11 protein-coding genes are annotated in these 13,162 nt (G+C 74.5%); 7 read left to right on the forward strand and 4 right to left on the reverse strand.

All coding sequences use genetic code 11. From position 1 onward, the window contains the following. Positions 1-3: 3 nt before the first annotated feature. The 5 genes from GJV82_RS07965 to GJV82_RS07985 all read left to right on the forward strand — a co-directional run bounded on the left by GJV82_RS07965 (position 4) and on the right by GJV82_RS07985 (position 4,943). Complete coding sequence (locus GJV82_RS07965) at positions 4-1,644, forward strand: sodium-dependent transporter (RefSeq protein ID WP_318657416.1); 1,641 nt, start codon at positions 4-6, stop codon at positions 1,642-1,644. Beyond that, entirely contained in the window at positions 1,641-1,808 is a 168-nt protein-coding gene (locus GJV82_RS07970) for a methionine/alanine import family NSS transporter small subunit (RefSeq protein WP_155098853.1), read from the forward strand. The genes GJV82_RS07965 and GJV82_RS07970 overlap by 4 nt, the downstream gene beginning before the upstream one ends. A gap of 237 nt (positions 1,809-2,045) precedes the next feature. Next, positions 2,046-2,993, forward strand: coding sequence for an ABC transporter substrate-binding protein (locus GJV82_RS07975; RefSeq protein WP_231492865.1), 948 nt, complete (start codon positions 2,046-2,048; stop codon positions 2,991-2,993). A 136-nt stretch (positions 2,994-3,129) separates the two neighbouring features. After that, positions 3,130-4,137: an amino acid ABC transporter permease gene (locus GJV82_RS07980; RefSeq protein WP_155098854.1), complete on the forward strand. Its 1,008-nt coding sequence runs from the start codon at positions 3,130-3,132 to the stop codon at positions 4,135-4,137. Positions 4,138-4,178: 41 nt separating this feature from the next. Beyond that, complete coding sequence (locus GJV82_RS07985) at positions 4,179-4,943, forward strand: amino acid ABC transporter ATP-binding protein (protein ID WP_034604798.1); 765 nt, start codon at positions 4,179-4,181, stop codon at positions 4,941-4,943. Positions 4,944-5,068: 125 nt separating this feature from the next. On the opposite strand, the gene GJV82_RS07990 is transcribed toward GJV82_RS07985, so the two are convergent. Further along, entirely contained in the window at positions 5,069-5,281 is a 213-nt protein-coding gene (locus tag GJV82_RS07990; protein WP_155098855.1) for a hypothetical protein, read from the reverse strand. 93 nt (positions 5,282-5,374) lie between these two features. Continuing rightward, positions 5,375-6,460 carry a hypothetical protein gene (locus GJV82_RS07995; RefSeq protein WP_155098856.1) on the reverse strand — a complete coding sequence of 362 codons (1,086 nt, stop codon included), beginning with the start codon at positions 6,458-6,460 and terminating at the stop codon, positions 5,375-5,377. Positions 6,461-6,716: 256 nt separating this feature from the next. Between GJV82_RS07995 and GJV82_RS08000 the strand changes: the two genes are divergently transcribed. After that, on the forward strand, positions 6,717-10,472 hold the full coding sequence (locus GJV82_RS08000) for a TM0106 family RecB-like putative nuclease (RefSeq protein WP_318657417.1): 3,756 nt from the start codon (positions 6,717-6,719) through the stop codon (positions 10,470-10,472). Positions 10,473-10,590: 118 nt separating this feature from the next. Here GJV82_RS08000 and cspE read toward each other — a convergent pair whose 3' ends face one another. Further along, complete coding sequence (gene cspE / locus GJV82_RS08005; RefSeq protein WP_024841308.1) at positions 10,591-10,794, reverse strand: transcription antiterminator/RNA stability regulator CspE; 204 nt, start codon at positions 10,792-10,794, stop codon at positions 10,591-10,593. Positions 10,795-11,037: 243 nt separating this feature from the next. Next, positions 11,038-11,514 (reverse strand): nitroreductase family deazaflavin-dependent oxidoreductase, encoded by a 477-nt coding sequence (locus GJV82_RS08010; protein WP_155098858.1) that lies wholly within the window; start codon positions 11,512-11,514, stop codon positions 11,038-11,040. Between the two features lie 348 nt (positions 11,515-11,862). Between GJV82_RS08010 and GJV82_RS08015 the strand changes: the two genes are divergently transcribed. Further along, positions 11,863-13,116: a branched-chain amino acid ABC transporter substrate-binding protein gene (locus GJV82_RS08015; protein ID WP_155098859.1), complete on the forward strand. Its 1,254-nt coding sequence runs from the start codon at positions 11,863-11,865 to the stop codon at positions 13,114-13,116. The last annotated feature ends 46 nt before the right edge of the window (positions 13,117-13,162 follow it).

Below are 13,162 nucleotides of genomic sequence, written 5' to 3' on the forward strand. Positions count from 1 at the left end.
ACCGTGGCAACGACCGGAACGGCCGGCACAGGGCCGACGACGCAGAAGCCCCGCGAGGAGTGGACCGGGCAGGTCGGGTTCATCATCGCGGCGATCGGCTCGGCCGTCGGGCTGGGCAACATCTGGCGGTTCCCCGGCGTGGCGTACGAGAACGGGGGCGGCGCGTTCCTCGTGCCCTACCTCGTCGCGCTGCTCACCGCGGGCATCCCGATCCTGTTCCTCGACTACGCGATCGGGCACCGCTTCCGCGGCTCCGCGCCGACGGCGTTCCGGCGCATCCGGACGTGGCTCGAGAGCCTCGGCTGGTTCCAGGTGATGATCTGCTTCGTCATCGCGCTGTACTACACGGCGGTTATCGCGTGGGCGGTGAGCTTCTTCGTCTTCTCGTTCGACCTGCGCTGGGGCGACGACCCCGCGGGGTTCTTCACGGGCGACTACCTCCAGCTCGCGGACCCGGGAGTGAGCCTGGAGTTCGTGCCGTCGGTGCTCGTCCCGCTCGTCGCGGTGTGGGTCGTGACGATCGCCGTCCTCGCGGCCGGCGTCGCGAGGGGCGTGCAGCGCGCCAACATGGTGTTCCTGCCGCTGCTCGTCGTCGCGTTCCTCGTGCTCGTGGTGCGCTCGCTCTTCCTCGAGGGCGCGGCCGAGGGGCTGAACGCCCTGTTCACGCCGGACTGGGCGGCGCTCGGGGACGCGAACGTGTGGATCGCGGCCTACAGCCAGATCTTCTTCTCGCTGTCCATCGCGTTCGGGATCATGATCACCTACGCGTCCTACCGCAAGCGGCGTGCCAACCTCACGACGCCGGGCCTCGTCGTCGCGTTCTCCAACTCGTCGTTCGAGATCCTCGCGGGCATCGGGGTCTTCGCGACGCTCGGCTTCCTCGCGCACGAGCAGGGCGTGGGCGTGGGCGAGCTCGAGGGCATCAGCGGTCCGATCCTGTCGTTCGTCACGTTCCCCGCGATCGTGTCGCAGATGCCGGGCGGCCCGTTCTTCGGCGCGCTGTTCTTCGGTTCCCTCGCGATGGCGGGGTTCACGTCGCTCCTGTCGATCCTCCAGGTGGTCTCGGCGGGGTTCCAGGAGAAGTTCGGCTGGTCGCCGCGGCAGGCGTCCGTGCGCCTCGGCGTCGTGAGCGCGGTGATCTCCGTGGCCCTGTTCTCCACGACGACGGGCCTCATCGCGCTCGACACCGCCGACCAGTGGGCCAACAACATCGGCATCGTGGCGTCCGCCGTGCTCATGTCGGTGCTCGTGCTGTGGGTGCTGCGTCGTGGACCCGAGCTGCGCTACCACCTCAACACCGTGTCGACGTTCCGGCTCGGTGCCTGGTGGCAGGTGCTCGTCGCGGTGCTCGCGCCGCTCGTGCTCGGCTACATGCTCGTCTCCCGGGTCGTCACGCTCCTCGTCGACGGCTACGAGGGGTACCCCGGCTGGTACCTCGCGCTCGTGGGCTGGGGGACGGTCGCGTTCGTCGTGGTCGCCGCGCTCGTCCTCGCCGCGATGCGCTGGCGCCGCAGCCCGGACGACTTCGTGCCGTGGCCGCCGTTCCCGCCGGGTGAGGCTGTGCAGGGCGCGGGACGAACGCCGTCGGCGGGCGGGAGCGCCGCCCGACGACCGGCCGGCACCGCGGGGGAGGAGGCCCGATGAGCACCGCCGCCGTGATCCTGCTCGTGCTCTCGATCGTCGTCGTCTGGGGCGGGCTGCTCGCCGCGATCCTGCGCCTGCGGGCGCGGCCGGAGCGCACCGACCTCCCGTCCGGCGGCGAGGACGACCATCGCGAGGACGTCGCGCCGGTCGAGCGCGACACCTGAGCGGCTCGCACCCCGGCGGGAGCGCGCGTTTCGTCACGGTTGGGCGTCGATGTCCCCGTCGGTTTGGTGAGCGGGGGGCTGCGGCCTCACACTCGTGCGCAGGTGCTGCGCACCGCCGGGTCCTCTGTTCCCCGTACGTTCCCCAGCCGCGAGGCCGGGTGCCGACGTAACACGACGGAGACGATCGGTGTCTACGCTGCCCCTGCCCGGACCACCCCCCGATCGGAGAGAACCCCCGTGCGTACGACCCTGCGCAAGCCTTCCCTGACCGGCCTCGTCGCGCTCGCGGCGACGAGCGCCCTCCTGCTCACCGCGTGCACCGACGCGTCCCAGACCGGGACCGACGGCGGCGCGTCGGGGTCCGACGAGACGTCGGCCGCGCCGTCGTTCGACCCGTCGACGATCGAGGTCGACGAGGCGGCGGCGGCGCTCCTGCCCGAGGACGTCGCGTCCGCCGGCACGCTCGTCGTCGGCTCGAACACCGAGTACGCGCCCGCCGAGTTCGTCGACGCCGACGGCAAGACGCCGATCGGCTTCGACATCGACGTCATCAAGGCCGTCGGCGCGACGCTCGGCCTCGACGTCGACGTCCAGTCGGCCGACTTCCCGGCGATCATCCCCGCGCTCGGCACCAAGTTCGACGCCGGGATCTCCTCGTTCACGATCACCGCGGAGCGCATGGAGCAGGCGAACATGATCGCGTTCCTCAACGCGGGCTCGGCCTACGCGGTCGCCGCGGGCAACCCGGACGACGTCGACCCGGCGAACCTGTGCGGCGTGACCGTCGCCGTGCAGACCGGCACGATCCAGGACGAGGACATCGCCGTGCAGAGCCAGGCGTGCACCGACGCCGGCGAGGAGAAGATCGACATCCTCCAGTACGACTCGCAGTCCGACGCCACGACGAACGTCGCGGGCGGCAAGGCGCAGGTCCTCTACGCGGACTCGCCCGTCATCGGCTACGCGGTCGAGCAGACCGGCGGCCAGCTCGAGCAGCTCGGCGACGTGTTCGACAGCGCGCCGCAGGGCGTCGTCGTCGCGAAGGAGGACACCGAGCTCGCCGAGGCGATCCAGGCGGCGCTGCAGTCGCTCATGGACAGCGGCCAGCTCGCCGAGATCCTCGGCGCGTGGGGCAGCGGCGACGCCGCGCTCGACACGGCGGAGCTCAACCCGTCCGTCGGCTGACGCCGTCCGCCCTCCAGTCCCGCCGTGTCGCGGGCGCCCGGACGGCGCCCGCGACCGGCACACTGGACGCCTGCGCGGGCGACGACGCCCGCGCGGCCCGGCTCGTGCCGCGAGCCCCGACCCCCCGAGGTGCACCATGACCGGTAGGACACCCGGCGGCGACGCCGCCGGAGCGCCGGGCGACGACCCGGTACCCGACCGCATCCACGCCCGCCCCGTCCCCCGCCCAGGACGATGGGTCTCCGCCGTCGTGCTGCTCGTGCTCGCCGCGATGGCGGTCAACGCGCTGCTGACGAACGAGAAGTTCCGGTGGGACGTCGTCTGGCTCTACTTCCGCGACGTGACGGTCGTGCGCGGCGTGGGCTGGACCCTCGTGCTGACGTTCGGATCGATGCTCATCGCGATCGTCCTCGCCGTGCTGCTCGCGATCATGCGGCGCTCGGACAACCCCGTGATGAAGGCCGTGAGCTGGGGCTACATCTGGTTCTTCCGCGGCACCCCGATCTACACCCAGCTCGTGTTCTGGGGCCTCATCTCGGTGCTCTACCCGCGCCTGAGCCTCGGCATCCCGTTCGGACCCGAGTTCTTCGAGTTCCGCACCGCCGACCTGTTCACCGCGTTCGTGTGCGCGCTCATCGGGCTGTCGCTCAACGAGGCGGCGTACCTCGCGGAGATCGTGCGCGCCGGCCTCGGGTCCGTCGACCCGGGCCAGACGGAGGCCGCGAAGGCGCTCGGCATGAAGGACGGCAAGATCCTCACGCGCATCGTGCTGCCGCAGGCCATGCGCGTCATCGTGCCGCCCACGGGCAACGAGACGATCTCCATGCTCAAGACGACGTCGCTCGTCCTCGCCGTGCCGTTCACGCTCGACCTGCAGTACTCGACCAACGCGATCGGCAACCGGCTGTTCCTGCCCATCCCGCTGCTCATGGTCGCCGCCATCTGGTACCTGCTCATCACGAGCGTCCTCATGGTCGGCCAGCACTACGTCGAGCGGTACTACGGGCGCGGGTTCGGCACGCAGACGTCGGGCGGCCGCCGCGGGCGCGGCCCGGGCGGGCGCGGACGGCGCCCCGGCAAGCAGGACCTCATCGCCGCGTCCGGCACGACGAAGGACGACCCCTTCCTGGAGGTGACCCCGTGAGCGGGACGCACGACGCGCCGGCCCCGGCGGCCGGGACCCCCATGGTCCAGGTCGAGGGCCTGCACAAGATGTTCGGCGACCTGCACGTGCTCAAGGGCGTGGACCTCGAGGTCCCGCGCGGCTCGGTGTGCGTCGTGCTCGGGCCGTCCGGCTCGGGCAAGTCGACGCTGCTGCGCTGCGTCAACGAGCTCGAGGAGATCACCGGCGGACGCATCCGCGTCGACGGCGAGCTCATGGGCTACCGCGAGGTGACGAAGGACGGGCGCACGCGCCTGCACCGCCTGCACCCCAAGGTCGTCGCGCGGCAGCGCTCGCGCATCGGCATGGTGTTCCAGCGCTTCAACCTGTTCCCGCACATGACGGCGCTCGACAACGTCGCGGAGGCGCCCGTCCAGGTGCGCGGGCTGAGCAGGTCCGAGGCGCGCGCCCGCGCTGCCGAGCTCCTCGACCGCGTCGGCCTCGCCGACCGCGCCGACCACTACCCCGCGCAGCTCTCCGGCGGTCAGCAGCAGCGCGTAGCCATCGCCCGCGCGCTCGCGATGGACCCCGAGCTCATGCTGTTCGACGAGCCGACGTCCGCGCTCGACCCCGAGCTCGTCGGCGAGGTGCTCGCGGTCATGCGCGACCTCGCGCGGTCCGGCATGACGATGATGGTCGTGACGCACGAGATCGGGTTCGCGCGCGAGGTCGCGGACACCGTGGTCTTCATGGACGAGGGCGTCATCGTCGAGCAGGGCACGCCCGAGCAGGTGCTCGGCGACCCGCAGCACGAGCGCACGCGGTCGTTCCTCGCGCACGTGCTCTAGCCCGCCCGAGCCGTCGCGCAGGCGCCGTCCGGGCTCGGGGCGCGCGACGGCGCCCGGGCGAGCGGGCCTCGACGGTCGTCAGCCCGCGCGACGGCGGCGCAGGAGCGCCGGGGTGTGGACGGTCGTCAGCTCGCGCGACGGCGGCGCGGGAGCGCCGGGGCGTCGTGCGCCGGGGCGAGACGGGGGGACAGTCCCGTGGGTCGTGCGACCGTGACCATCTCCCCGCTGAGCGCCCGGCCCAGGTGCACGAGCGGCAGCATGTGCTCGTGCTCGACCACGAGCGCGTCGTAGATCGGGGTCTCGCTGTCCGGGGCGTGGGAGGAGGATCGCGTCAGCACGCCTCCCACTGTCGGCGAGGGACGTGCGTTCCGCGACCGGAAGCCGTGACGTGTCCGTGAGGCGTTCGTGGAGACCGCGGGCGCGCCGCGACCTCACCAGCTCCAGTCGCCCCAGTTCCAGCCGCCGCCGTCGTCGTCGCCGCCACCGCCGTCGTCGTCGTTGCCGCCACCTCCACCGCCGCCGTCGTTGCCGCCGCCCGGGCCGCCGTTCCCGCGGCCCGGCCGGTTCTGCTGCTCCTTCTCGCGCTCGTCCTGCTGCTTCTGGCGGTCGTCGAGCTCCTGCGCGCGCTGCGCGGCGGCCTCCTCGGCCTGGGCCACGGCCTCCTCACGTGCGGTGAGCTGCGCCGTCGCCTCGTCGAGCGCGGCGCGCTGCGACTCGAGGTCCGCGCGCTCCGTCTCGAGCTGCTCGCGCTCCGCCGCGACCTCGCTCTGCACGCGCTGCGCCTCCGCCTTCTCGCGCTGCGCCTCGCCCTGCACCGAGAGCGTGAGGCCGATGCCGACGAGCAGTCCGACCGCGACGCCGGCCAGCCCGACGGCGGTCGGCACCAGCCAGCGGCGGCCCCGGTCGGGCGCGCCGTCCTCGTCGTCGTCCGCCGCCGGGAGGGCCAGCGGGCCGACGCTCGTCGCGCGCGGCGTCGGCCCGGACGTCGCGCCGCCGGGCGGCCCCGCGGGCGTCGGGCCCACGGGCACGACGCCGGAGCGGGACCCGGCGGGGACGGACGCCACGACCGGCGCGGGACGGGCCGGCGCGCCTGCCGCGGGGTCGTCGAGCGCGGCGCCGAGGGCCGGGAGGATCATCGTCGAGCTCGCCACGGGGTGGTCGTCGACGCCCGGCGCGGCGACCGGGGCGAGCGTCGCGACGTGCGTCGCGTCCGCCGGGGCGTGGGCGCCCACCGTGGGCGTCGGGCCGGACGAGCGGGCGCCCACCGCGGGGGTCGGGCCGGACGAGCGGGCGCGCAGCGAGCGGCGGGTGGGCACGGCGCCCGCGGGCAGCGGCTCCGTCGAGCGCAGGACCGGCGGCGCGGGCACGGGAGCGGGCGCGGCCGGCTCGGCGACGTCCTCCCAGAACACCCATCCCGGCGGGGGCGGGGGCCACGACGGGTCCGGGTGCCAGTCGGTCGTGGGGGTGAAGCCCTCGGGGACGGGCCACCCCGGGGGCGGCACGAACCGCACGGCCATGGGTCCTCCTTCGGTAGCGCCCGCTGGGCGGTCGACGGATGCGGGTCTCGACGGACGCGGGGGTTCGACGGGGCGCCGGGTTCGACGGGAACAGTAGGGGAGTCGTGGCCCTCGGCACGAATCCCGGGGTCGTGGCGGGCGACGGCGCAGGCCCGGCCGGTGGCGTGGGCGGTCGCTGGTAGAACGGTCCCAGACCGGTGGACGGCGCGGCGCACGTGCCGCGGGCCCGGCCCCCGGCACTGACCCGGAGGTGTCTGTGTTCCTCGTCGACGAGCCGGTGGTGCGGACCGCCACGGCGACCGCCGAGCCCGGGCGGCCCGCCGCGGGCGCCCCGCCCCGCGAGCGGGTGCTCGTGCACGCCGCGGGGGACCTCGTGGTCGCCGCCGAGTGCGAGTACCGCCTCCTGTGCCGGCTCGACGAGCAGCTCGGCCGCGCGCCCCGCCGTGAGTCGGCCGAGGACGCCCTGCTCGCGCGCGCCACGGCTCTCGGCGCGCGGCACGAGCGCGAGGTCCTCGCGAGCCTCGAGGCCGAGCACGGGCCGTTCGACCCGGCGACGGGGCGGGGCGTCGTGCGGGTCGAGCCGCCGCGCACGGCGTCGTGGGACGAGCTCGTGGCCGCGCACGCACGCACGCTCGCGGCCGTCGAGGCGGGGGCCGACGTCGTGCACCAGGCCGCCCTGTTCGACGGGACCTTCCACGGCCGCGCCGACTTCCTCGTGCGGACCGGCACGGACGACGCGGGCGCGGCCCGCTACGCCGTCGTCGAGACGAAGCTCGCGCGGCGCGCCAAGGTGACCGCGCTCCTCCAGGCCGCCGCGTACGCGGACCAGCTCCTCGCCGCCGGCGTGCCCGTGGACCCCGAGGTCGCGCTCGTCCTCGGCACGCGCGAGCGCACGACGCACCGTCTCGCGGACCTCCTGCCGGTGCTGCGCGCGCGGCGTGACCGGCTCGTGCGGGTCACCGCCGAGCACGTGGCGCGCGACGCGCGCGCGCCCTGGGACGACCCGGACGTCCTCGCGTGCGGGCGGTGCGAGGACTGCCGGGCGCAGATCGAGGAGCGCCGGGACGTGCTGCTCGTCGGCGGGGTGTACGAGTCGCAGCGCGCGCGCCTGCACGCCGCGGGCATCCGCACGATCGACGAGCTCGCCGCCGCGACGGACGAGACGCCCGTCCCGGACGGCATGAGCGCGTCCGCGTTCGCGCGCGTGCGGCGGCAGGCCGCGCTGCAGCTCGGGACGGGGCCCGCCGACGGGACGGTCGTGTGGGCGGACGCGTCCGGCCCGCACGAGCTCTCGTGGCGCATCGACGACCCGTCGCCGGTGCTCGCCCTGCCCGCGCCGAGCCCGGGAGACCTGTTCTTCGACTTCGAGGGCGACCCGCTGTGGACGGACGCGGGCGGAACGACGTGGGGCATCGACTACCTGTTCGGGTGGGTCGAGCGACCGGCGTGCCCCGAGGACCGCCCGCCCTTCCACGCGCTGTGGGCGCACGACCTCGCGGCCGAGCGCGACGCGCTCGTCGCGTTCGTCGACCACGTCAACGCGCGCCGCCGCGTGCACCCCGACCTGCACGTGTACCACTACGCCGACTACGAGCGCGCGCACCTCCTCGCGATCGCGGCGCGGCACGGTGTGTACGAGGAGGAGGTCGACGACCTGCTGCGCGACGGCGTCCTCGTCGACCTCTACGCCGTCGTCCGGCAGGCCCTGCACGTGTCCGACCGGTCGCGGTCGATCAAGAGGCTCGAGCCGCTCTACATGGGCGACGAGCTGCGCACGGGCGACGTGACGACGGGCGCCGCGTCCGTCGTCGCGTACGCGGAGTACACCGCGCTGCGCGACGCGGGCCGCGACGCCGAGGCGGACGACCTGCTGCGCGGGATCGCGGAGTACAACCGCTACGACTGCGTGTCGACGCTGCGGCTCGCGGACTGGTTGCGGTCCGCGGGTGCCGCCGTGGCGGACCGCGCCCGGGCCGTTCCGGGCGCGGGGACCGGCACGGCGGCAGTCGCGCCGACCGGTGGCGGGGCGGACGGGACGCCGGACGCGGCGACCCCGCCGCACGAGCGGTCGTCCGCGGTGGCGCTCGAGGAGGAGATCCGGCAGGCGGTCGGGGAGGACCGGGCGCGGCGCGGCCCGGACGAGAGCGGGCTCGCGCTCTACGGCGCGGCGGCCGGGTACTTCCGGCGCGAGGCCAAGCCGTTCTGGCACGAGCACTACTCGCGCCTGTCGCTCCCCACCGACGAGTGGCTGGGCCGTCGCAACGCGTTCCTCGTGGAGGACGCCGTCGTCGTCTCGGGCTGGGAGGTCGAGCCGGGGCGGCGCACCCTGTCGCGCCGCCTCGAGCTCGTGGGGCGGCTGCCGGAGGGCAGCGACCTGCGCGTCGGCGTCGCGCCGTTCGCGCTCTACGACCCGCCGCTGCCCGCGTGCGCGCGCACGGCCGCCGACGGCGTGCGCGGCTGGCTCACGGGCGCGTCGATCCTCGAGGCCGGGCGTCGCGGGACGCCCGCCGGCGAGCGGGACGTGCTCGTCGTGCGCGAGCAGCTCCCCACGGGGGCCGAGCCGTTCGACGCGACCCCCGTCGCGCTCACGCCGTCCCCCGGCCCGAGCGCGAAGCCGCTCGAGGCCGCGGCCGAGGCGGCTGCGCGTCGCGCGCTCGCCACGTGGCGCGACGCCGGGACCCTGCCGCGCGACGCGGCGACCGACGTCCTGCTGCGACGGCCTCCGCGGCTCGCCGGGGCGGGGGACCCGGACGGCGTCGGCGGCGCGGGCGACCCGGCGGGCGTGGGCCTGCCGCCGGTGGTGGGCGACGACGTCGTCACGGCGGTGACGCGCGCCGTCGAGCGGCTTGACGACTCCTACCTCGCCGTCCAGGGGCCGCCCGGGACGGGCAAGACGTACGTCGGCTCGCACGTCGTCGCGGGGCTCGTCGCGCAGGGGTGGCGCGTGGGCGTGGTCGCGCAGTCGCACGCCGTGGTCGAGAACATGCTGCGGGCGATCGTGCTCGGCGCCGGGGTCCCCCGCGAGCTCGTCGCGAAGAAGGTCGCCGGCGACGGCCCCTCCGCGCGCGCCGTCTACGACGAGGTCGACGGCGCGCGCCTCGCCGCGTTCGCGACCGAGCCGGGCGGGCGCGTCGTCGGCGGTACCGCGTGGGACTTCGCCGCCGAACGCCTCCCGGCGGGCACGCTCGACCTGCTCGTCGTCGACGAGGCGGGGCAGCTCGCGCTCGCGACCACCGTGGCCGTCGCACGGGCCGCGCGGCGCCTCCTGCTGCTCGGCGACCCGCAGCAGCTCCCGCAGGTGAGCCAGGGCCGCCACCCGGAGCCCGTCGACCGGTCGGCGCTCGGCTGGCTCGCGGACGGGCACGGCGTGCTCCCGCCCGACCGCGGCTACTTCCTGGGGACGACGTGGCGCATGCACCCGCGCCTCGCGCGCGCCGTCTCGACGCTCGCGTACGAGGGCCGGCTGCGCGCGCACCCGTCGACCGCGGGCCGCCACCTCGACGGGGTCGAGCCCGGCGTCGAGCAGGTGCTTGTCGAGCACGCCGGGAACTCCGTGCGCTCGCCCGAGGAGGCCGCCGAGGTCGTGCGGCAGGTCGAGCGCGTGCTCGGCCGCACGTGGACGACGACGGTCGACGGCGTCGTGCGCGAGCGGCCGCTCGGTCCGGCGGACGTGCTCGTCGTCGCGGCGTACAACGCCCAGGTGTGGGCCGTGCGCGGCGCGCTCACGGCCGCCGGGCTTCCCGACGTCGAGGTCGGCACGGTCGACCGGTTCCAGGGCAAGGAGGCGCCCGTCGTCGTCGTGACGCTCGCGGCGTCGTCGGCGCGCGACGCGTCCCGTGGCCTCGGCTTCCTGCTCTCGCGGAACCGGGTGAACGTCGCGGTCTCGCGCGCGCAGTGGAGCGCGGTCGTCGTGCGCGCGCCCGGCCTGACCGACGTCCTGCCGCACTCGCCGCGCGGCGTCGAGGAGCTCGGCGCGTTCCTCGCCCTCACCGCCTTGGCGCCGGACGACTGACGCAGACCGGCGGGCGACCGGCCCCGGACGCACGAGTGCCCCCGACCCGAGGGGTCGGGGGCACCCGGTGAACGATCAGGGGGCGCGGCCGTCGAGGGCCGTCACCGCGGAGATCGGGTCAGAGCGCGCGGATGTTCTCCGCCTGCGGGCCCTTCGGGCCCTGCGTCACGTCGAACTCGACGCGCTGGTTCTCCTCCAGCGTGCGGAAGCCCTGCGACTGGATCGCGGAGTAGTGCGCGAACACGTCGGCCGAGCCGTCCTCGGGGGCGATGAAGCCGTAGCCCTTCTCGCTGTTGAACCACTTCACGGTTCCGGTAGCCATTGTTACTCCTTCAAGAGTGTGGAAACACCCCCCGCGGGCGCAGGGGAGTACATCACGGTGTTCGTCGTCAACTCTTGGGTAACAAGGTCCGCCGGGCGGCCGCCGCGAGGGCGATCACGTCGACGCGAGGACAAGCGAGGCACTGCAATCTCGGAGACAACCGTACAGGGTATGCCCGGACTTGGCCATGGTCCTTTCCCGAGTCGTGTCGGGAGCCCGGCCGGGCGCGGCGAGCCCCGCAGGTCAGCGCCCGAGCGTCGTGACCTCCACGACGGGGACGACGCGCCGCCAGTCCGGCTCCCCGCGCTCGGCGGCGAGCGGCTCGGCCCACTCGCGGAGCACCGGCTCCAGCATCGCCCACCCCTGGGCGTGCCCGTCCGCGTACCCGCGCAGGAGGCCCGCGCCGACCTCGGGAGGCAGGACGCGCGTCGTGGCCCGGACGCCGCGCCGCCGCCCCGTCCAAACGAGGACGCGCGGGTCGGCGACGACGTTGCGGTACCACTGCGACCGCGGGCCGAGCCCCGCGACCACGACCCACGTGCCCGGCGCGGGCCGGTCCACGACCTCCAGCACGACGTACCGCGTCGCCCCCGTCGTCCGGCCCCGGTGCGCGAGCATCAGCAGGCGGCTGCCGGCGAGGGTGCCGAGGCCGGACCGGAAGAGCGCGATCGGTGCGCGGACGAACCAGCGGGCGTGCAGGAGACGGGACGCGAGGGGCATCGTCCGACGGTAGTCCTGGGCCCGGGAACGGCACATCCGTACCGTCCACGGAACGAAACGAGACCCTTGCGTTACGAGTCGGTAACAACTCGCTGCGCCCCAGGAAATCCGATCCGCCTACGTTCGCGTCACCCAGGAACGCGGAGGGCGCCACCTCCCGCGGATTCGTGGCTCCGGAGCCCGGCGGGACGCCCCGCGGGACCTCGGACGACACGTCCGCGCGAAGGTTTCGTCCCCTCGTGACCTGTGTCACTATTCAGCACGCTATTCAGTGTTGAATTCAGCGATCGACCGCGGGGACATGCGGCTCTCGGGCCCTCCGCGGGGATCAGGACCACGGAGGTTGGCATGCATCGCACAGCACGACGGGCGAGCGGGGGTGCCGCGCTGCTCCTCGCGGCCACCCTCGTCCTCACCGCCTGCGGTCCCCAGTCCCAGGGCGGCGGAGGCGACGAGACGACCGGGACGTCGACCGAGACCGACGACGGCGGCTCGACCGAGCTCAGCATCGTCCCCTCGGTCCAGATCGACATCGAGGGCGCCGAGGTCGAGGCGACCGAGGGCGGCGACCCGGCCGACCCGGCCGGCGACGGCAGCGCCGAGTGCGCCGAGGGCACGGCGATCGCGATGGCCGGTGCCCTCACGGGCCCGAACGCCGCGCTCGGCCTCAACATCCTCTACGGGGCGCAGCTCGCGGTGGACGAGTTCAACGCGGCGAACCCCGGGTGCCAGGTGACGATCAAGGAGTTCGACACCGAGGGCGACCCGCAGAAGGCGACCCAGGTCGCGCCGCAGATCGTCGGCGACGCGTCCGTGCTCGGCCTCCTCGGTCCAGCGTTCTCCGGCGAGACCGCGGCCACCGGCGACGTCTTCAGCCAGGCGGGCCTGCTGTCGCTCAGCGCGTCGGCCACGAACCCCGACCTGACGAAGAACGGCTGGACGAACTTCTTCCGCGGCCTCGCGAACGACGCCGTCCAGGGCCCGTCGGTCGCGAAGTACCTCGTCAACACGAAGAGCTTCGGCAGCGTCTGCGTCGTCTCCGACAACTCGGACTACGGCATCGGGCTCGCCCAGCAGATCACCGAGGGTCTCGGTGACGCGGCGAACGACGAGTGCGCCGCCGAGGTCAAGACGGGCGACAAGGACTTCTCCGCGGCCGTCCAGATCATCTCGGGCGCCGACGCCGACGCCGTGTTCTACGCCGGCTACTACGCGGAGGCCGCGCCGTTCGTCCAGCAGCTGCGCGACGGCGGCGTCGACATCCCGTTCGTCTCGGCGGACGGCACCAACGACCCGCAGTTCGTCTCGCAGGCCGGCGCCTCGTCCGAGGGCGCGATCCTGTCCTGCCCGTGCGGCCCCGCGCCGGACGACTTCGCGGCGGCGTACGAGGAGTCGGCCGGCCAGGCGCCGGGCGTCTACTCGGTCGAGGGCTACGACCTCGCGACGATCATGCTCTCGGGCATCGCGTCGGGCGTCGCGGACCGTGCCGGCCTGATCGACTACGTGGCGAACTACTCCGGTGACGGCCTGGCTCGCACCTACGAGTGGGACTCCGCGGGCGAGCTCGCCGCGGCGCTCATCTGGATCTACGAGGTCCAGTAGTCCGCCGACGACGGGCGCCCCGCCCCGACGCCCCCGCGCACCGCGC

Source organism: Cellulosimicrobium composti, assembly GCF_009711085.1.
Taxonomy (GTDB): Bacteria; Actinomycetota; Actinomycetes; order Actinomycetales; family Cellulomonadaceae; genus Cellulosimicrobium; species Cellulosimicrobium composti.